Genomic DNA, 18,595 nt, shown 5'->3' with positions numbered 1-18,595 from the left:
TGGGGTGGCGCCGCGCCTTCGGCGCCACCCCACGACGGCCTGGTCAGTTGGGGTTGTTGGCGTGGGTCAGCGTCTCCCAGGCGACGACGAGGTTGTTGGTCCCGGCCGGACGTTGTTGCAGCGTGAGGGCCTGGGTGTTGGTCATGACGTTGCCCAACCGGGTGCTCATCGCGTTGAAGCCGACCTCGGTGATCGGCCCGAGGCCCCGGGTGAGGCTGCCACCGCAGAGCCAGGAGGGTGGCGCCTCGCCGAGCTGGTAGCGCGAGTGGAAGCCCAGCGCCTGGCGCAGCCGCTCACCGACCTGCGGGTACAGGTCCCGTCCCTGGATCCGGGAGGTCTCCGCGACGTGCGAGATGGCGGAGATCCCGTACCCGGTGTGGACGAAGTCGCGGCAGGTTCCTGGGCGAGGCCGGCGACGAAGGTGGACTGGCCCTGCCAGTAGCTGATGATCTCCGCGCTGGTGTCCAGGCCGCTGCCGGGCATCGTGTACGGCAACGCGCCGTCGCTGGGCAGGTAGACGAAGGCCCGGGCGCGGTTGAGGAAGCGGGTGGTCGCGGCGTCGTACACGGCCCGGTCATCGAGGAACACCGCGATGCCGACGCTGGCCTCCATCATGGTCAGTTCCCAGTTGCCGTTGCTGTTCGAGCCGTTGCGCACCATCGGCAGGTAGACGTTGCGCAGCATGGTGGCGAAGCGGTTGGCGTTGGGCCAACTCGTGTACGTGTACTTGATGATCTCGGCCGCTCGGGGCCAGACCGAGGCGGCCCAGCCGGTCTGCAGGGGGGGCGTTGCTGCCGGTGTGCGCGGTGATGGTGGCCGACCACGCGTCCATGATCTGGATCGACTTCTGCGCGTACCGGGCGTCCCCGGTGACGTACCAGGCGAGCGCGTCGGTGTACGCCGCGATCGCGTCCTCCCGCTCGTCGGTGCAGCCGTTGTTCGGGTTGGAGTAGGAACCACACTCGACCACCGAACGAGGCGCCGGGGTACGCGACAGGGAGGCGTACCGGCTGCTCATCATCTGGTTGTAAGCCGCCGCCCACGGCTGCGCGCCGGCCTGCACCCGGCCGCGGACGAAGTCGAGCTGGCCTCGGCTGACCAGCACGCCGGGGTGGGTGAAACCACCCGAGGGCGGTGGTGTGGTGCCGCCGCCGGTGGGCAGCGCCCAGCTCTGGTTGGCGGCTGCGGTGCAGCTCCAGATCTGCAGCGGGGTGCCGTCCGCCGAGTTGGAACCGGTCGCGTCGAGGCACTTGCCCGAGGTCGGGTTGACCAGCTGCCCGGCGTTGGGCGACCACTGCTGCGCCCAGGTGCCGTTGCAGTCGTAGATCTGCACCCGGGCGCCGTTGGCGGTGCTGGCGGCGGCGATGTCCAGGCACTTGCCCAGCGCCCGGATCGTGCCGTCGTCGGCCACCGTCCACTGTTGCGCGGTGGAGCCGTTGCAGGTGAAGAGCTGCACCGGTGTGCTGTTTGCCGGGTTCGCCGCGGACACGTCGACGCACTTGCCGCCGTACCCGGTGATGGTGCCCGTCGCGGCCGCCTCGGCGGGCGATGCGCCGACGACCAGACCGGTCGGTACGGCGAGCAGGGCCGCGGCGAGCGCGGAGATCAGTCTGATGCGGGGGTGGCGGGGCGCCGTTACGGGTGCATGGACGCACCCTTGAGGACCTTGTCCACCACGTTGCGCGGCGCGTGCAACGCCAGGCCCACCAGATCGAGCTTCTCCCGCCCGACCGCCTTGACGGCGGCGCGGTTGTCCCGGTCGTTGCCGGTGGCGAACAGCTCGGAGGTGAAGATCGCCAGCCGCAGGCCACGAGCGAGGCCGCGCGAGTGCGCGCCGACCAACGTCGCCCGGTCCCCGGCGAAGACCAGCACCGGCTGACCGAACATCGGCAGGTAGCCGGTGCCGTCCGCGTCGCGGTACTCCTCGCCCACCAGCTCCGGCAGCGTGCTCGCGATGCCGCTGACCAGGAAAGCCGTGACGTTCAGCCGTTGCCAGCTCGCCAGGTCGTTGCGGAGCAGCACGGCGATCTTGGTGGGAAAGCGGATCGGTTCGGTCATGGCGTCGAGCCTGCCCGCCCCGACGGCTACCGGTCTTGTACGTTCTTAGCGTGGCCACCCGCCCGGCGGGCTCGCACGTCAGCGCGTGGCGACCCGCGGTAGCCGGGGTCGCCGAAGTCTTCCACGCCCATTTCGTCAATCACGCCTACCCCCGGCACATCCACGAGGTGTGGACGCTGTTGATCGTCGACGACGGCGCGGTCCGCTTCGACCTGGACCGGCACCGGCACGGTGCGCTGCGCACGTCGGTGACCCTCCTGCCGCCGTACGTGCCGCACGACGGCAGATCCGCCACACCCGACGGCTTCCGCAAGCGGGTCCTGTACCTCGACACCTCGGCGCTCGACGCCGAGCTGGTCGGGCGGGCCGTCGACGAGCCGGACCTGGCCGATCCGCGGCTGCGCGACCGGGTCCACCACCTGCACCAGGTGCTCGCCACACCCGGCGACGAGTTCGAGGCCGAGAGCCGGCTCGCGTTCATCCTGGACCGGCTGCGCCGCCAGCTCCGCCAGCGCTCCCCGGCAGGTGGCCAGCCTTCAGGACGTGGCCTCGCGGTGCGACTACGGGAGCTGCTGGACGCCCGGACCGTCGAGGGCATCACGCTGGGGGAGGCCGCGCAGCTGCTGCACGCCCACCCGACCCACCTGGTCCGGGCGTTCACTCAGGCGCACGGCGTGCCTCCGCACACGTACCTGACCGGCCGTCGGGTCGAGCTGGCCCGTCGCCTGCTCCTCGCCGGGCAGCGGCCCGTCGAGACCGCCGTCGCGGCCGGGTTCTTCGACCAGGCGCACCTGACCCGCCACTTTCGGCGCTACCTGGGGGTCAGCCCAGCCCGCTACCCCCGCCCGAGCTGATCGCGTTCAGACGAGCTGGCCGCCGATGACCGCGAGCAGGCGCAGCTTCTCGTCGCTCGGCGACCCGGGTACGGCGGTGAAGACCAACAGTGTCTGTGACTGGTCGGGATCCACAAGCGTCTGGCAGTGCAGCTCCAACGCCCCGACCTCCGGGTGCACGAAGTGCTTGGGCGGGCAGTAGCCGGCGGGCACCGGGTGCTCCCGCCAGAGCTGCGCGAACTCCGGGCTCCTGGCCAGCAGGTCGTCGACGAGCGCGGCGGCCCGTGAGCCGCGCCCGTCGCGGGTGTACGCCGCGTGCAGGTGCGCCACGAGCAGGCGACTCTGTGTCTGGTGATCCTGCGCCGGGTGCAACTGCCGCGCCGTCGGGTCGGTGAACCAGCGGTGGTGCGCGCTGCGCGCCAACCCGGTGAACCGGGTCTCGTCACCGAGCAGGGCGACGGCCGGCGCGGTCTGCGCCAGGGTCTCGCCGAGGTGGTTCACCACCTGGGCCGGGGTGTCGTGCATCCGGTCGAGGATGCGCATCATTCCCGGGTTCACGTGGTCGGCCCGCACCGAGCGGCGCGGAACGGCGTGACCGGCGAGCTGGAACAGGTGGTCACGTTCGGCGAGCGAGAGCCGCAGGCCCCGGGCCAGGGCGGCGAGCATCTGCTCCGAGGGGTGCGGCCCGCGCTGCTGCTCCAACCGGCTGTAGTAGTCGGTGGACATCCCGCTCAACGTGGCGACTTCCTCACGCCGCAGCCCTCCGGTGCGCCGACGGGGTCCCCGGGGCAACCCCACGTCCTCGGGCTGCAGGGCCTCCCGCCGGGTACGCAGGAAGGTCGCGAGTTGGGCGCGGTCCACGGGTGTCTCCGATCGGTGGGTGCCGGCGAACGGACCAGCACATCGAGTGCAACAGACCAGCCCCGCCCCGGTGTTCCACCCCCACCCCAAGATCGCACTCCCGCCCTGCGCACTCCCGCCCTGCGCACTCCCGCCCTGCGCACTCCCGCCCTGCGCACTCCCGCCCTGCGCACTCCCGCCCTGCGCACTCCCGCCCTTGCGCCCCTCGCCCCGCGCCCCGCGCCCCGCGCCCCGCGCCCCGCGCCCCGCGCCCCGCGCCCCGCGCCCCGCGCCCCGCGCCCCGCGCCCCGCGCCCCGCGCTCTGCGCCCTGCGCCCTGCGCCCTGCGCCCAAGATCGCACTAGATCCTGGTTGTAGTGGTGTGCGGGGCGATCGAGGCCACTACATCCACGATCCAGCGCGATCTTGGGGCAGGGCAGGGCAGGGCAGGACAGGGCAGGGCGGAGCGAGACGTGCGGGACCGATCTCGACCGACAGGTGTGGTCGGGGCCGTTGGGGGCGGTCAGCGCTGGATGGACTTTGTCTCCAGGAACTCCTCCAGCCCGAAGCGGCCGAACTCGCGGCCGTTGCCGGAGTGTTTGTAGCCGCCGAACGGGGCGAGCGGGTTCCAGTGGCCGGCGTTCACGTCGACCTGGCCCACGCGCAGCCGCCGGGCGATCGCCAGCGCGTGCTCCGGCTCACCGAAGACGCCGCTGGTCAGGCCGTACAGGGTGCCGTTGGCGATGGCCACGGCCTCGTCCTCGTCGGCGTAGGGAATGATCGTCAGCACCGGGCCGAAGATCTCCTCCTGAGCGATCGCGGAGGTCGGGTCGACGTCGGCGAAGATCGTCGGCTGGACGTAGGCCCCGACGGGCAGCCCCTCGGGTCGCTGCGGGCCGCCGAACACGAGCCGGGCGCCGTCGGTGATGCCCCGCTCGATGTAGCCGACGACCTTCTGCCGGTGGGTCTCGGACGCCATCGGGCCGATCCGGGTGGCCTCGTCGCCCGGGTCGCCGACGGTGTACTGCTTCGCGGCCTCGACGGCCAACGCCACGACCTCGTCCTGGCGGGAGGCGGGCACCAGCATCCGCGGCCACGCGCCGCAGACCTGACCACCGTTGCTGAACGCCATCATGAGACCCCGCTCGACCGCGGCGGGCAGGTCGGCGTCGTCGAGGATGATGTTCGCGCCCTTGCCGCCCAGCTCCAGCGCGACCCGCTTGACGGTCGCCGCGGCCACCGCGGAGATCCGCTGCCCCGCCCGGGTGGAGCCGGTAAAGGAGATCATGTCGATGTCCGGGTGTGCGGAGATCGCCTCGCCGACGGTCGCGCCGGTGCCGTAGACGACGTTGAACACACCCGCCGGTACGCCGGCCTCGGCGGCGACCTCGGCGAGGATGCGCGCGGTCAGCGGGGCGTTCTCGGACGGCTTGAAGACCATCGTGTTGCCGGCGAGCAGGGCCGGCGCCAGCTTGGAGACGATCTGCTGGAGCGGGAAGTTCCACGGCGTGATCGCGCCGACCACGCCGATCGGCTCGCGGACGATCAGCGAGTTGCCGACCTCCTCGGTCCAGGCGAAGTCGTCGGCCAGGCCGGCGATGGACTCGACCACCGCGGCCGGGAACGCGACCTGGGCGGTCCTGGACATACCGATCGGAGAGCCCATCTCGGCGGTGATCGCCTGGGCGATCTCCTCCGTGCGGGCAGCCAGGCCGGCGCCGAGGCGGCGCAGCACGTCCGCCCGGTGCTGCGGGGTGGTCGCCGACCAGCCAGGGAAGGCGGCTCGGGCGGCGACGACGGCGCGGTCGACGTCGGCGGCGGTGCCGGCCGGGGTCTCGGCGACGACCTCGCCGGTGGCCGGGTTGACGACGGGAAGGGTGTCGGCGGAGCCGGTGACGGTCGCGCCACCGATCCAGTGGCCGGCGACGGTGTAGGTGGAAGGTGTCATGGACCGACCGTCGCACCGCTGCCGAACCCCAACCAGGTGCGGTTTATCCAGGGTTCCGCGATCCCTGGCTGGGGTTCGGCCCCTCAGAGCGCGAGGACGATCCGGCCGGCGGTGGTGCCCGCGTCCTGCCGGGCCCAGGCGTCCGCGATGGCGTCGAACGGCACGATCTCGTGGTCGACGGTGAGCCGGCCGGCCGCCGCGTGCCCGGCCACCACGGTCAGCGCCGCGGCCCGCTCGGCGGTCGACAACCCGTTGTTGGTGTAGCCGATCATCCGCAGCGTGCCGCTGCGCAGCACCGCGGACTCGATGGGCGCGGTCGCGCCGGCCGCGCTGCCCAGGTTGACCAGTCGCCCACCCGGGCGCAGCACCCGCAGCGCCGCCGCGGCCGGGACACCGAAGACCGGGTCGAGGACGAGGTCGACCGGCCCGTCGGTGGCGTGGCGCAGCCGGTCGGCCATCGACGCGACATCGTCGTCGGGGAGCAGCGGGACCGTCACGGCGGCGCCGAGTTCCTCGGCGCGGGCCCGTGCGGCGGCCGACCGGGCCACGGCGATGACCCGGCGGGCGCCGCCGAGCAGGGCGAGCTGGACGGCGGCCTGACCGACCACACCCCCTGCGCCGAGCACGATGACCTGTTCGCCGGCCGCCAGGCCGCCGGCGTGGGTCAGCGCCGCGTGCGCGGCGACCGCGGAGAGACCGAGAGCCGCGAGCAGGGTCAGCGGTACGCCAGCCGGCAGCGTCACCACGTCGACGGTGGGCACGGTGACCGTGGTCGCCATGCTGCCGTCGACGCCGGAGCGCATCCCGGCCGACGTGCCGAACCAGACCGGGGTGCCGTCGGCGAGCCGACCGACCCCCTGCACACCCGGCACGTACGGGGTGCTCGGCGGTCCGAAGTAGCTGGTGCCGCTGGCGCAGAGAACGTCCAGCGGGGTGATCGGCACGGCCTCGACGGTGACCGCCACCGCACCGTCGGCCGGTACGGGCGCCGGCCGATCGGCGATCGTCGGCGGCGTGCCGCAGGTGGTGAGCAGGGCCGCGCGGATCACGTCGCGATGTCCGGGTAGGGCATCGAGAAGTGGGCCAGTCGCGCGCCGTAGGACTTCTGATATTCCAGCGGCTCGGTGTTGTCCCGCTCGAAGAGGGCGATGAAGAGGGTCAGGGTGAGGAACGGGTGCGCGCCCAGCTCGAAGAGCTTCACGTGGTCGTGGGTGGCCAACGCCTCGCGCTCCACGTCGTCGAAACGCAGCCAGGTGCTCGCCTCGCCGGTGTGGCAGTTCAGCACGGTGTTGGCGCACTCGGCCTCCCACCAGGCGACCAGCTCACGCGGCTCGCTGCGGTAGCGCTCGACCAGCTCCGGGTCCCGGTCGACCATGAAGAGGAACTTGTTCAGCAGGTACTTGCTCATGCCGTCGGCGCTCCGTTCGGGTACCAGGTGAAGTACGCCTCCATGGTGTGGAACAGATCGAGGGTGTCCACGTAGTCGGCCTTCACGCCGGCACCGGCCACGCCCATCATCAGCATGAAGTCCATGAAGCCGTGGGTGGCGTTGCCCGGTGAGTGCAGGCTGTCCAGGGTGACCTCGCGCAGGCACTCGTCCAGGTCGCCGTTGGCGATCCACTCGACGGCCCGCTGGTCGAACTCCGGGTCCGGGCCGTGCGGGCCGAACTGCCGGGGGCCGCCCAGCTCCAGCGAGAGGTGGCCGGTGCCGATGACGGCCACCCGCAGGTGCGACGGCCACGACTCGACGATGTCGCGGATGCTCTGGCCGAGCTGGACGAAGCGCTTCGGCTGCGGCAGCGGCGGCGCGAAGATGTTGGTGTAGATCGGCACGATCGGCAGGTCGGCCTCGGGCCGCAGCGTGATGATCGGGCAGGTGATGCTGTGGTCGATGCGCAGCTCGTTGCTGAAGGCGAGGTCGAAGCCGGCGTCGAGGCCGGCCCGCAGGATGTGCCCGGACAGGTCCTCCTGGCCCTTGAGCAGCATCCGGGGCAGCCCGAACTCGCGCTCCTCGTTGTACCAGTTGGCGTCGTAGTGGGGTGCCTTGCCGACCAGGAACTGCGGCATGTTGTCCAGCCAGAGCTGGTGGAAGTGGTCGGAGCCGACCATCACCAGCACGTCGGGTCGGGCTCGGGTCAACGTCTCCCGGAACGCCAGGATCTTGCGGGTCCACTCGTCGGCGAACGGTGGCCGATCCTCACCCGTGGCGGTGCTGGCCCGGTAGTAGAAGGGGTGGTGGGTGGAGGCGATGACCGCGACGATGGAGGCCATTCCCGCTCCTTTCGGGGGTGGAAGAGGAGATCAGGGCTCGTAGACGGCGTTGCGGTCGACGGTGCGGTAGATGTCCATCCCGAGCGGCCGTCGTCGCTCCTCGGCGAGGTGCCCGAGCAGCCCCGCCGCGCGGGCCAGCAGGGCGAAACCGCGCAACATCTCGACCGGGAGCCCGAGGTCGGCGAGGGCCGCCCCGCAGACTCCGGCGCCGTTGAGCGGCAGGGTGCGGCCGAGCACCTGGGGGTGTACGCGTCCGATCGCCTCGAACAGCCGCAGGTGCGGGCCGTGCAGACCTTCCTCGGTGGCGATCTTGATCAGCACGGGGGTGCGCGGGTCCTGCTCCTTGTGCACGGGGTGCCCGAGCCCGGGGACCAGCCGGCGTTCCTGTTTGGCCCGCGTGACCGCGTCGAGCGCCACCGCGTCGTAGTCGGTCACCTCGCCGGCCTGGGCGAGCGTGTCGGCGAGGAAGCGTCCACAGTCTTCGGTGACACCCAGGAAGCGGGAGCCGCCGCCGAGTAGGCCGGCGGCGAGCGCGCCCTGCAACGACTCGGGCGCGGACAGGTACGTCAGTCGGGCGGCGATCGCCGTCGGGGTGAAGCCGTGGTCGGCGAGGGCCACCAGCACCGCCTCGAAGACCCGTACCTCGCCCGGGGTGGGACGGCGGCCGGCGACCAGCCAGTACGCCAGCTCGCCGAAGCCCACAGCGCCCATCAGGTCGGCGGCCAGGTCCTGACCGAGCAGAGAGATGGTGGTCGGGTCGGAGGTGCCGATCCCGGTGGGGAAGCTCAGTTCTTCAGCCACGCGCGGATCTCCTCGCCGTGTTCGTCGAGCCCCGGCGGCGGCAGCTCGTACCGGGCCGGGGTGTCGGAGAAGATGATGGGGTTGCGGACGCCGGGCACGTCTCCGACGGTGACGACCGGGTCGAGCCCCAACTCCTCGGCGAGCGCCACACCACCGTCGATGGTGTTGATCGGCGCGCACGGGATGCCGGCGGCGAGCAGGTCCCGGAACCACTCGTCCTTGGTCCGCTTGGCGAGGCGTTCGACCAGCAGGGGCCGCAGTTGTTCCCGGTTGGCCGTGCGGTCCTGGTTGCGGCCGAAACGCGGGTCGTCGGGCAGGTCGGGCAGGTCGAGCACCTGGCAGAGCTTGCGGAACTGCCCGTCGTTACCGGCGATGACGATCAGCTCGCCGTCGGCGGTGGGCAGTGGCTCGTACGGGAAGAGGCTGGGGTGCGCGTTGCCCATCCGGAACGGGACGGTGCCGCCGGCGACGTAGCCGCTGGAGTGGTTGACCAACCCGGACAGCGCCGAGCTGAGCAGGTTGACCTCGACGTGCTGGCCTCGTCCGGTCTCGCCACGGTGGTGCAGCGCGGCGAGGATGCCGATGCTGGCGTGCAGCCCGGCCATCACGTCGAAGACGGAGATGCCGGCCCGGTACGGCGAACCGTCCGGGTCGCCGGTGAGGCTCATCAGGCCCGAGATGGCCTGCACCATCAGGTCGTAGCCGGGAAAGTCCTTACCGGCACCGGTGCCGAAGCCGCTGATGCTCGCGTACACGATCTTGTCGTTGGTCGCGGTGACCGTGTCGTAGTCGAGGCCGAACCGGGCGAGGCCACCGGGCCGGAAGTTCTCGATCAGCACGTCGGCGCGGCGGGCCAACTCCTGCGCGGCGGCCAGGTCGTCGGGTTTCTTGAGGTCCAGGGCGACCGACCGCTTGTTGCGGTTGATGCCGAGGTAGTACGTCGAGACCTCGTCGCGGGTGGGTGGCATCCAGGTGCGGGTGTCGTCACCACCGGGGCCCTCCACTTTGATCACCTGGGCGCCCAGGTCGGCCAGGAGCATCGTCGCGTACGGCCCGGCGAGGATCCGGGAGAAGTCCGCGACGAGCAGGCCGGCCAGTGGGCCTGTCGAATGCTGCACCATGTTTCCGCCCGTTCTGCGGACACCTGTCCGCCGGACCAGCTTGCGATACCGCACGGTGCGTGTCAACGGTGCGCTCATCGAGCAGGGCCACCCTCTTGACACCAATCGTGACCGGGACCACACTTGCGCCACTCGGGCTGGCCGCACAGCGGACAAGAGTCCGGATTCCCCTCGTACCGTGAAAGGAATGGGTGGCGAATGAGCGCAACCGACCGGCCGGTGGTCTTCCGTAACGGCCTGGTTCTCACCATGGACGACGCGCACACGGTGCTGCCCGGCGCCGACGTGCTGGTCATCGGCGGCCGGATCGCGCAGGTCGGCGTCGGTCTCACCGCACCCGACGACGCCCTGGAGATCGACGCCACCGACGGCATCCTCATGCCCGGCATGGTCGACACCCACCGGCACCTGTGGCAGACCGCGATGCGCGGGTACGGCGCCGACTGGACCCTGACGCAGTACTTCGTCTGGTACTACCTCGAGTCGGGCAAGCTGTTCCGGCCCGAGGACGTCTACGCCGGCAACCTGCTCGGCGCCATCGAGGCGATCGACGCCGGCGTCACCACCACCGTCGACTGGTCGCACGGCTTGCAGACACCCGAGCACGCCGACGCCGCCGTGGACGCCCTGGAGGCGGTCGACGGTCGGTTCGTGCTCGCCTACGGCAACATCCAGCAGGGGCCGTGGGACTGGGCCACCTCGCCGGAGTTCCGCGACTTCCACCGCCGCCGCCTCGACGGTGGCAAGCTGGCCGGCTTCCAGTTGGCGTTCGACGTCACCGGTGACCCCGCCTTCCCGGAACGGGCCGCGTTCGAGGTGGCCCGGGAGTTGGGCGCCGCGGTGACCACCCACGCGGGCGTGTGGGGTGCCACCAACGACGACGGCATCCGCCTGATGCACGAGAACGGGTTCATGACCCCGTCGAACGTGTACGTGCACGCGGCGACGCTCACCCAGGACTCGTACAACCGGATCGCCGCGACCGGCGGCTCGGTCTCCGTCTCGACCGAGAGTGAGCAGAGCGCCGGCCAGGGTTACCCACCCACCTGGCAGTTGCGCCACCACGACATCCCGGTGTCACTGTCGATGGACACCAGCGTGTGGTGGAGCGGCGACCTCTTCTCCGCGATGCGCAGCACGCTCGGTGCGGACCGCTCTCGGGAGCACCTGGAGGCGCACGCCAAGCAGGAGACCATCACCCACTGCCACCTGCGCGCCGAGCAGGTCGTCGAGTGGGCCACCCGAGGCGGCGCCCGTGCGCTCGGCATGGACGCCACGATCGGTGCGCTCACCCCCGGCCGTCAGGCCGACGTCGTCCTGATCAAGAACGACGCCTCGCCGGTGATGTTCCCGATCCTGAACCCGCACGGTCACGTCGTCTTCCAGGCCCAGCGTGCCGACGTGCACACCGTGCTGGTGAATGGCCGGGTCGTGAAGCGCGACGGCCGCCTCGTCGGCGTCGACCTCGCCGCCGCGCGGGCCAGGGTGGCCGCGACCATCGACCACCTGCGCGAGACGATGGGGGAGGAGGCGTGGCAGCGGGGCATGAACCCGGACGTCCCCGAAACCGCGATCCTGGAGAACCCGTACCAGTACACCGAGTGGGACGCCGGGTCGGCGCAATGGAAGCATTAAGGACATGAGTGACAACGGAAGGGGCGCCGGGCCCGACTTCATCGAGGCTCTCGCCCGTGGCCTCGACGTCCTGCGCTCCTTCCGTCCCGCCTGCCCCTCGATGACGCTCAGCGAGCTCGCCGCCGCCACCGGCCTGGCCCGCCCCACCGTCCGGCGCATCCTCATCACGCTCGAATCGCTGGGCTACGTCCGCGCGGTCGGCCGCGGCCACACCCTCACCCCGCGCGTTTTGGAGCTGGGGATGGCGTACGTCAACGCGCTGAACATGTGGGACGTGGCCCGGCCGCACATGGAGAAGCTCGTCGCGCAGACCAACGAGTCGACCTCGATGGCCCAGCTCGACGGCAGCGACATCGTCTACGTCGCCCGGGTGGCCGTACCCAAGATCGTCACGCTTGGTGTCACCATCGGCACCCGCTTTCCGGCACCCGCGACGTCGATGGGCAAGGTGCTGCTCGCGGCCCTCCCACCGGACATGCTGGCGACCGTCCTCGCCGAGCCCAGCCGCTCCGGCATCACGCCGCGCTGGCAGCCTGCACCGGGCGACCTCGACGCCGTGCTGCGCGAGGTCCGGGCGAAGGGCTGGGCGCTCGCCGACCAGGACCTGGCGCCGGGAATCCGGTCCGTCGCCACCGGCGTACGCGACGGCGACGGGCGGGTCGTCGCCGCCATCAACGTGACAGTGCACGCCGCCGAGACCTCGCTGGAGACCCTGCGCGAGGAGCACCTTCCGAGGTTGTTGCGCGCGGCCGCCGACATCGGGCACGACTGGGCGCTCACCGCCGCCGTGCCGGTGGTCACGGCCTAGGTCCTACCGATCACGAGATTCGCGGATCGTTCGGGGCAGCGCCGACACCCGACCGGATGCCATAGTGCCGCGATGAAGGCGGACCTGCACAGTTACTTGAAGGGCGGCCGCGAGTCGCTGCTGTGGAAGCTCGACGGGCTCGGCGAATACGACATTCGGCGTCCGTTGACCCCGACCGCGACCAACTTGCTCGGTCTGGTGAAGCACGCGGCGGCCATGGAGACTCTCTACTTCGGCGTCGTGTTCGGCCGACCGTTCGAGCAGTTGCCGTACGTCGGCGACGGGTCGGAGACCAATGCCGACATGTGGGCGAGCGCGGATGAGAGCCGCGAGGAGATCGTCGCGCTGTACGGTCGCGCGATCGCTCACGCCGACACCACCATTGAAGCTCTTGCCCTGGATGAGGTAGGCCGCGTGCCGTGGTGGGGCGATGCAGCGGTCACGTTGCACCACGTCCTGGTCCACGTCATCGCGGAAACCCAAAGGCACGCCGGCCACGCCGACATCGTCCGCGAACTCATCGACGGCGCGGCGGGACTGCTGCCCAGCAACGACAACCTGCCCCCCGTGGGCGAGTCATGGTGGCTGGATCACCACCGGCGAGTGGAGCAGGCTGCCCTCGACGCCAGCAGGCGCAGCAGCTAGTTCTCTGCCGGCCATCGCAGCCAGATCGCCGGCCTACGGCGCTCGACACCGCGCACCGCATCGAGCAGCGTCCCGCCGCGTTGAAACTGGCCCTGATCCGTGAGCCCGTCGCACAGCCGATCTCCGGGCCTCACCGCGCTGATCCGGACCGTGACCCTTCCCTGGCTCGCGGCTCTGCCGGCTGATCGCCACACCGACGTCCGGCCACAGTCGCACGGCCGATCGGATACGCGGCCGGGCCGTCACGAAAACCGGCGGCGAATCGTCACAGCTGGCAGTTAGTCTTCCTCGGCGCGTCGTCGTCCTGGCACGTCGCGCCCCGCGCCCGGTAGGCGCGGCATCGCCGCCACCGCCCACCGTCGGCCGGCTCAATCAACTTCAGGAGAGTTAGTGACACAGCAATCCATCGCGACATCGGACAAACTCGACGCTGCGGTGCTCAAGGTGGCGGGCGTCGTCGTCCTTGGCGCGATCATGTCGATCCTCGACGTGACGGTGGTCAGCGTGGCGCTGCCCACATTCCAGAGCGAGTTCGACGCGTCCTACGCCCGCGTCGCCTGGACCATGACCGCCTACACCCTCGCGCTCGCCACCGTGATCCCGCTCAGCGGGTGGGCCGCGGACCGGTTCGGCACCAAACGGCTCTACATGGTGGCGCTGGCCCTGTTCACGATCGGGTCGGGGCTCTGCGCCATGGCCGACACGATCGGCGAGCTGATCGGCTATCGGGTCCTGCAGGGCCTCGGTGGCGGCATGCTCATGCCGCTGGGCATGACCATCATGACCCGGGCGGCCGGTCCGCACCGGATCGGCCGGCTGATGGCCGTCCTCGGCATCCCGATGCTGCTGGGGCCGATCGGCGGCCCGATCCTCGGTGGTTGGCTGATCGACACCGCGAGCTGGCACTGGATCTTCCTGATCAACCTGCCGATCGGCCTGATCGCCCTGATCTACGCGCAGGTCGCGCTGCCGAAGGACGCGCCCGAGCCGTCCGAGTCGTTCGACTTCGTCGGCATGCTCATGCTCTCGCCGGGCCTCGCCCTCTTCCTCTACGGCGTCTCGTCTCTGCCGGAGGCGGGCACCTTCGCCGAGGCCAAGGTCTGGGCCCCGATGCTGGTCGGCGGCGCGCTGGTGGTGGCATTCGTGCTCTACTCGTTCAAGCCCCGGCACCCGCTGCTCGACCTGCGGCTGTTCCGCAACCGCAGTCTGACCATCGCATCGGTGACGATGTTCGTGTTCATCATCGCGTTCATGGGCGCCGGCCTGCTGTTCCCGAGCTACTTCCTGCAGGTGCGCGGTGAGTCGACGCTGGCCGCCGGCCTGCTGATGGCACCGCAGGGCATCGGCGCGATGATCACCATGCCGATCGCCGGCACGCTGGCCGACCGGGTGCCGATCGGGCGTACCGTCCCGTTCGCGCTGGGGCTCATCGTCGTCGGGTTCTTCGGTTTCACCCAGGTCGACCCGCAGACGTCGTACTGGCTGCTCGGTGGGTCGTTGTTCGTGATGGGTCTGGGCATGGGCGGCACGATGATGCCGATCATGACGTCGGCGCTGCGGACGTTGCAGGCTCAGGAGGTGGCGCGCGGCTCGACGCTGGTCAACATCCTCCAGCAGATCGGCGGGTCCGTCGGCGCCGCCGTGATGTCGGTGATCCTCACCAACGAGCTGAACGGCTCCCGGCCGATCCCCGGCCTGGTGGACGAGAGCGGCAAGCCGGTCACCGAGGCGGGGTTGGCCATCGCCTCCCAGCAGCGGCCGGAGCTGCTTGCGCAGATGCCGGTCGACCCGTCGCTCATCGAGCGCGGGCTCGACTTCGCCGCCAAGTCGTTCGCCAGCACGTTCTGGGTGGCGTTCGCGCTGGTCGTGCTCACGATCATCCCGGCGGCGTTCCTGCCGCGCCGACGTCAGCCGGCGCAGCTCGACGACCCGCAGGGCGAGCAGGTCAGGACGCCCGTCGTCATCCACTGACCGACCCCGCCGCGCTCGACACCAGGTGAGGTGTCGAGCGCGGCGGGTACGGCGTCAGCGCAAAGGACCGTCGCCGGGCCCGTCCGGGTCCTCGACCACGTGGATCGCCGCCTCCTCCGCACTGGCGGCACCCGCGTCGATGCCGGCGTCCCACGCCACCGCCTCGGCCTCGTCGTCCTCGCGGACGCCCTCGTCGTAGGCGACGAGACGGCCGGCGCGCGCCTCCGCGTCATAACCCCGGCGGGTCAGCTCGTCCTCGTCGTCGCCACCCTCGGCGTACGGGTCGACATCCGGCACCTCCTGGGCGAGGTGTTGCTCCAGGGACTCGCCCGCCCGCTCCTCGGCCGGCGTCGTGCCGAACCGGTTTGCCGCCGTCCAGTGGTCCGCGGCGATGATGCCGGTGTCGAGGGGGTCGCCGACCCGGTCGTCGTCGAGGGTGTCGGAGGCGTCCAGGACGCCGTCGTCCTCGGCCACGTTCCACTCGTCGACGGAATCCACTCGTTCGGTCTGGCTCACGGCGGTCTCCTCTTCGTTGCGGTGCAGCAAAGCGTTCAGCCTATGACCGTGCAACGCGCCCGCACCCCGAGGCCTGCCCGCTGTGACGAACGGACCTCGGGGCGGGCGCTGCCGCGGTGGCTCAACGCTTCAGCAACTCCGCCACGGCGTCGGTGAACTCCACCGGCTGCTCGATGTGCGCGAAGTGTCCGCTTCCCTCCAGCATCACCAGCCGCGAGTCCGGAAGCCCCGCGTGCAACTGCTCGGCCCAGCGAGGGCCACAGATGAAGTCGTACGCCCCGACGATCACCACGACGGGCACTGTGATCTCACCGAGGTTCTCCCGCACGTCGAAGGGCGTGGGGTCCTGCGCACCGGCCGGCGTCGCCCAGATCCGGACGGCCGCCTGAAACGGGGCGAACTCGTCCTGTCGGCCCCAGAAGTCCGCGAAGTACACCGGCAGGGCGGCGCGCAGAGCGCCCCCCAGCGACTCGTCGTCCGTCGCGCCGCCGATCTGCGCGAAGGCAGCCGGGACCGCCGCCGCCTCTGGCCGGTCCGGGTGTCGCTGCGGGTAGGCGGCGAGGCCGGCCATGGCCTCGCCCCAGAACTCGGCGCCGGTGACGGGCGAGGTGTCGTACAGGGCGAGGCCGGAGATCCGGTCCGGGTGGGCTAGCGCGTACCGCTGGACGACGAAACCGCCGTGCGAGTGCCCGAGGAGGTACACCCGGGGTTCGCCGAGGTGCTCGACGACGGCGTGCAGGAACCGGACATACGTGTCGAGACGGTAATCGTCGGGGTTGTCGAGCTGCCCCGACGCGCCAGTGCCCACCGGCTCGACGTAGACCATGGTGAAGTGCGTCTCAAGGCTGGGCGTCCGCAGGTACGCCCACTCGATGCCTGGGCCGCCGGAGTGCGCCACGCAGACCGGACCGGTGCCGGCGACGTGGTAGACCTGCCGAACGCCATCCACTGTGAACGTGTGGGCACCGGGTGCGAGGGCGCTGACGTCGTGGCTGGTGAAACCCATGAACTATCTCCCGATCCGAGACCCGCGCGGCGTCTGCCGACACGGCAACTGGTGCATGACGCAGACCAGATGCGCGGGTCGGGAGGAAAGTTCGCTCGGTCGGAGAAGTCTTTTCAGACCAGCGCGGGGACGGGGTGGAAGAGGGTGAGCTGGCGCACCCGGCCCTCGCGCAGCACCTGCAACCACAGCGCCGCGGGTGGGCAGTGCTCCGGGTCGTCGGGTGGGCTGATCAGGTCGGTTTCCCAGATCAGCACGTCGCCGCTGGCAACCACGTTGCGCAGCCGCTGACGTACCCCGGCGGCCAGGTCGCAGTTCATGCCGTTGATGGCCAGGTCACGGCCACCGCGCGGGCCGCCCGACACGATCATCTCGGCGTTCGGCCACCAGCTCTCGCGGACCACCCGCTCGAAGTCGCCGCCCATCGCCGTGGTGATCATGTCGCTGCCCTCCCGCCACCGCGAGTCGTTCGAGGCGGCGACGTCCGTGTGTGCCGCGTCCGCCGCCGTCCGCAGGCCGCCGGCGAGCGCCCGGCGGGCGTGGCTGAGGCGGCTGCGGACGGTGCCGACCGGCACGCCACACACGGCCGCGATCTGCTCGTACGAGGACGCGTCGCTGAAGTACCGCAGCAGGGTGACGAGCCGGTCAGGTTCGGACAGTTGCCCGAGGGAGTGCCACACCCAGTCGCGCATCGCGGCCCGGTCCAGTGCCTCCTCCGGGGTGGGCGTGTCGGCGGGGCGGGTGAACCACTCGGGTTCGGCGACCGGGACGGCTCTGGGCCCGCGCAACGCCATCCGGCTGTTGTTGCGGACGATAGCTCGCAACCAGGGGCCGACGGCGCTCGGGTCGCGGACCTCGCCGATGCGACGCAGGGCGACGACCATCGTGTCCTGCACCGCGTCCTCGGCGTCCGGCCCGTAACCGAGGACGCTCAGCGCGACGGCTCGCATCCCGGCCTCGTGCCGGGCCAGCAGCGCCCCCAGCGCAGCCGCGTCTCCCGCCTGCGCAAGCACGACCAGCTCCCCGTCGCTCTGCGTCACGCCCAGTTCCTCCCCGAAACGCCTGTTCTGAACGCTTGTGCTCCATCAAGCGTACGGCGGACCAGCGTGCCGATGGCCCGGGCCGTCGGCCGTCCTACGCTGCGCGCGGGCTGGCGGCGCGGGTCGCCCGGGTGCCGATCTGCCGCAGGTGCGCGATCAACTCCGGAGGCTCGTGCACCTCCATGTCGCAACCGAGGGTCAGCAGGCGCCACGCCAGCCACTCCAGAGTGTCGGCGTTGCTGCGCAACCGGCAGGAGGTTTCGTCGATCGGCTCCAGATCGACGCCGGCACCACCGAGCGGGCCCGCCATCCGCTCGATCGGCGCGTGCAGTGTCACCACCGCCCGGTAGACGGGCGTCAGCTCAAGCAGCTTCTCCGTCATGAACGAGGCGGCGTCGGCCGCCGGCAGTTGCCGGGCGGCGACCCGGATCCGGGTGGGGCGCAGGTCGGTGATCCGGTCGACCCGGAAGATCCGCCAGTCGTCGCGGTCGTTGTCGTAGCCCACCAGATACCAGCGCCGACCCGCCGACACCAGCTTGTACGGCTCGACGAGCCGTTCGGTGTCCACGCCGTCGCGACGGCGGTAGGTGAACCGCAGCTGCTCACGATTGTTGACGGCGCCGGCCAGCGCGCTCAGGTGCTCCGGGTCGACCGTTGGTCGGTCCCAGGTGAGCAGCGGTTCGGTGGCCGCCCCCAGCGCGGAGACGCGGTGCCGCAGCCGGGACGGCAGCACCTGTTCGAGTTTGGCCAACGCCCGTACCGAGGCCTCCTCGATGCCGGCCACCGCGTGACCGGCGGCGGTGCGCAGACCGACCGCGATCGCCACCGCCTCGTCGTCGTCGAGCAGCAGCGGCGGCATCGCCTTGCCGGCGACCAGGCGGTATCCGCCGATCGCGCCCATCGTCGCCTGCACCGGGTAGCCGAGGTCGCGCAATCGCTCCACGTCGCGGCGGATGGTGCGCAGGCTGACGCCGAGCCGGGTGGCCAACTCGCTGCCGGGCCACTCGCGGGGCGTCTGCAACAGCGACAGCAGGCCCAGCAGTCGGGCGGGGGTGTCGGACATGACCCCAGGATGCCAGCGATGTGTGCCAGAAGCTGTCCTACAT

At 71.1% G+C, this 18,595-nt stretch carries 19 protein-coding genes; 5 read left to right on the top strand and 14 right to left on the bottom strand.

The window, feature by feature from the left end:
* Positions 1-43: 43 nt before the first annotated feature.
* From ACFYP0_RS04145 to ACFYP0_RS04135, 3 genes are all read right to left on the bottom strand, one after another.
* On the bottom strand, positions 44-169 hold the full coding sequence (locus tag ACFYP0_RS04145; protein WP_386994275.1) for a hypothetical protein: 126 nt from the start codon (positions 167-169) through the stop codon (positions 44-46).
* Positions 170-574: 405 nt separating this feature from the next.
* Positions 575-1,489, bottom strand: a complete 915-nt coding sequence (locus ACFYP0_RS04140; protein ID WP_386994273.1) for a ricin-type beta-trefoil lectin domain protein — start codon at positions 1,487-1,489, stop codon at positions 575-577.
* Positions 1,490-1,635: 146 nt separating this feature from the next.
* A complete protein-coding gene (locus ACFYP0_RS04135; RefSeq protein ID WP_355500171.1) occupies positions 1,636-2,058 on the bottom strand; it encodes a DUF2000 domain-containing protein in 423 nt (140 codons plus the stop codon).
* Positions 2,059-2,108: 50 nt separating this feature from the next.
* Here ACFYP0_RS04135 and ACFYP0_RS04130 point away from each other — a divergent pair, with 50 nt between their 5' ends.
* The gene (locus ACFYP0_RS04130) at positions 2,109-2,912 is read left to right on the top strand and encodes a helix-turn-helix transcriptional regulator (RefSeq protein WP_355500168.1); all 804 of its coding nucleotides are present in this window, start codon (positions 2,109-2,111) and stop codon (positions 2,910-2,912) included.
* A 6-nt stretch (positions 2,913-2,918) separates the two neighbouring features.
* Here the strand turns inward: ACFYP0_RS04130 and ACFYP0_RS04125 are convergent, their stop codons facing one another.
* From ACFYP0_RS04125 to ACFYP0_RS04095, 7 genes are all read right to left on the bottom strand, one after another.
* Complete coding sequence (locus ACFYP0_RS04125; RefSeq protein WP_355500165.1) at positions 2,919-3,752, bottom strand: helix-turn-helix transcriptional regulator; 834 nt, start codon at positions 3,750-3,752, stop codon at positions 2,919-2,921.
* A 501-nt stretch (positions 3,753-4,253) separates the two neighbouring features.
* A complete protein-coding gene (locus ACFYP0_RS04120; RefSeq protein WP_386994270.1) occupies positions 4,254-5,678 on the bottom strand; it encodes an aldehyde dehydrogenase family protein in 1,425 nt (474 codons plus the stop codon).
* An 83-nt stretch (positions 5,679-5,761) separates the two neighbouring features.
* Positions 5,762-6,727 carry a quinone oxidoreductase family protein gene (locus tag ACFYP0_RS04115; RefSeq protein WP_386994268.1) on the bottom strand — a complete coding sequence of 322 codons (966 nt, stop codon included), beginning with the start codon at positions 6,725-6,727 and terminating at the stop codon, positions 5,762-5,764.
* A complete protein-coding gene (locus ACFYP0_RS04110) occupies positions 6,724-7,086 on the bottom strand; it encodes a hypothetical protein (protein ID WP_112672887.1) in 363 nt (120 codons plus the stop codon). The genes ACFYP0_RS04115 and ACFYP0_RS04110 overlap by 4 nt, the downstream gene beginning before the upstream one ends.
* Positions 7,083-7,949 carry a DODA-type extradiol aromatic ring-opening family dioxygenase gene (locus tag ACFYP0_RS04105; RefSeq protein WP_124854874.1) on the bottom strand — a complete coding sequence of 289 codons (867 nt, stop codon included), beginning with the start codon at positions 7,947-7,949 and terminating at the stop codon, positions 7,083-7,085. Before ACFYP0_RS04105 ends, ACFYP0_RS04110 begins: the two co-directional genes overlap by 4 nt.
* A gap of 30 nt (positions 7,950-7,979) precedes the next feature.
* On the bottom strand, positions 7,980-8,750 hold the full coding sequence (locus ACFYP0_RS04100; RefSeq protein ID WP_355497670.1) for a citryl-CoA lyase: 771 nt from the start codon (positions 8,748-8,750) through the stop codon (positions 7,980-7,982).
* Positions 8,735-9,871: a CaiB/BaiF CoA transferase family protein gene (locus tag ACFYP0_RS04095; protein ID WP_356975291.1), complete on the bottom strand. Its 1,137-nt coding sequence runs from the start codon at positions 9,869-9,871 to the stop codon at positions 8,735-8,737. Before ACFYP0_RS04095 ends, ACFYP0_RS04100 begins: the two co-directional genes overlap by 16 nt.
* Before the next feature lie 198 nt (positions 9,872-10,069).
* Between ACFYP0_RS04095 and ACFYP0_RS04090 the strand changes: the two genes are divergently transcribed.
* The 4 genes from ACFYP0_RS04090 (at position 10,070) to ACFYP0_RS04075 (ending at position 14,930) form a co-directional block, all read left to right on the top strand.
* On the top strand, positions 10,070-11,506 hold the full coding sequence (locus ACFYP0_RS04090; protein ID WP_356975293.1) for an amidohydrolase family protein: 1,437 nt from the start codon (positions 10,070-10,072) through the stop codon (positions 11,504-11,506).
* Between the two features lie 4 nt (positions 11,507-11,510).
* Complete coding sequence (locus ACFYP0_RS04085) at positions 11,511-12,314, top strand: IclR family transcriptional regulator domain-containing protein (RefSeq protein ID WP_356975295.1); 804 nt, start codon at positions 11,511-11,513, stop codon at positions 12,312-12,314.
* 72 nt (positions 12,315-12,386) lie between these two features.
* Positions 12,387-12,959, top strand: coding sequence for a DinB family protein (locus tag ACFYP0_RS04080; protein WP_356975297.1), 573 nt, complete (start codon positions 12,387-12,389; stop codon positions 12,957-12,959).
* Positions 12,960-13,349: 390 nt separating this feature from the next.
* Positions 13,350-14,930, top strand: a complete 1,581-nt coding sequence (locus ACFYP0_RS04075) for a DHA2 family efflux MFS transporter permease subunit (protein ID WP_124854860.1) — start codon at positions 13,350-13,352, stop codon at positions 14,928-14,930.
* Between the two features lie 54 nt (positions 14,931-14,984).
* Here the strand turns inward: ACFYP0_RS04075 and ACFYP0_RS04070 are convergent, their stop codons facing one another.
* The 4 genes from ACFYP0_RS04070 to ACFYP0_RS04055 all read right to left on the bottom strand — a co-directional run bounded on the left by ACFYP0_RS04070 (position 14,985) and on the right by ACFYP0_RS04055 (position 18,552).
* Complete coding sequence (locus tag ACFYP0_RS04070) at positions 14,985-15,446, bottom strand: DUF5709 domain-containing protein (RefSeq protein ID WP_124854858.1); 462 nt, start codon at positions 15,444-15,446, stop codon at positions 14,985-14,987.
* A gap of 121 nt (positions 15,447-15,567) precedes the next feature.
* Positions 15,568-16,452: an alpha/beta fold hydrolase gene (locus ACFYP0_RS04065; RefSeq protein WP_356975300.1), complete on the bottom strand. Its 885-nt coding sequence runs from the start codon at positions 16,450-16,452 to the stop codon at positions 15,568-15,570.
* 113 nt (positions 16,453-16,565) lie between these two features.
* Positions 16,566-17,489, bottom strand: coding sequence for an RNA polymerase sigma factor (locus ACFYP0_RS04060; RefSeq protein WP_356975302.1), 924 nt, complete (start codon positions 17,487-17,489; stop codon positions 16,566-16,568).
* A 94-nt stretch (positions 17,490-17,583) separates the two neighbouring features.
* Entirely contained in the window at positions 17,584-18,552 is a 969-nt protein-coding gene (locus ACFYP0_RS04055; RefSeq protein ID WP_356975304.1) for a helix-turn-helix transcriptional regulator, read from the bottom strand.
* Positions 18,553-18,595 lie beyond the last annotated feature (43 nt).

Origin of the sequence: Micromonospora arida (genome assembly GCF_042873195.1) — a bacterium.
In the GTDB taxonomy this organism is placed as follows: domain Bacteria; phylum Actinomycetota; class Actinomycetes; order Mycobacteriales; family Micromonosporaceae; genus Micromonospora; species Micromonospora arida.
The sequence above is the reverse complement of the archived record's forward strand: the minus strand, read 5'-3'. Positions and strand labels throughout refer to the sequence as shown.

Bases quoted from the DNA above. Each gene is read 5' to 3' on its own strand.
- ACFYP0_RS04135 (WP_355500171.1), bottom strand. From the start codon at position 2,058: ATGACCGAACCGATCCGCTTTCCCACCAAGATCGCCGTGCTGCTCCGC.
- ACFYP0_RS04110 (WP_112672887.1), bottom strand. From the start codon at position 7,086: ATGAGCAAGTACCTGCTGAACAAGTTCCTCTTCATGGTCGACCGGGAC.
- ACFYP0_RS04145 (WP_386994275.1), bottom strand. From the start codon at position 169: ATGAGCACCCGGTTGGGCAACGTCATGACCAACACCCAGGCCCTCACG.
- ACFYP0_RS04055 (WP_356975304.1), bottom strand. From the start codon at position 18,552: ATGTCCGACACCCCCGCCCGACTGCTGGGCCTGCTGTCGCTGTTGCAG.
- ACFYP0_RS04085 (WP_356975295.1), top strand. From the start codon at position 11,511: ATGAGTGACAACGGAAGGGGCGCCGGGCCCGACTTCATCGAGGCTCTC.
- ACFYP0_RS04095 (WP_356975291.1), bottom strand. From the start codon at position 9,871: ATGGTGCAGCATTCGACAGGCCCACTGGCCGGCCTGCTCGTCGCGGAC.
- ACFYP0_RS04065 (WP_356975300.1), bottom strand. From the start codon at position 16,452: ATGGGTTTCACCAGCCACGACGTCAGCGCCCTCGCACCCGGTGCCCAC.
- ACFYP0_RS04120 (WP_386994270.1), bottom strand. From the start codon at position 5,678: ATGACACCTTCCACCTACACCGTCGCCGGCCACTGGATCGGTGGCGCG.
- ACFYP0_RS04090 (WP_356975293.1), top strand. From the start codon at position 10,070: ATGAGCGCAACCGACCGGCCGGTGGTCTTCCGTAACGGCCTGGTTCTC.
- ACFYP0_RS04080 (WP_356975297.1), top strand. From the start codon at position 12,387: ATGAAGGCGGACCTGCACAGTTACTTGAAGGGCGGCCGCGAGTCGCTG.
- ACFYP0_RS04105 (WP_124854874.1), bottom strand. From the start codon at position 7,949: ATGGCCTCCATCGTCGCGGTCATCGCCTCCACCCACCACCCCTTCTAC.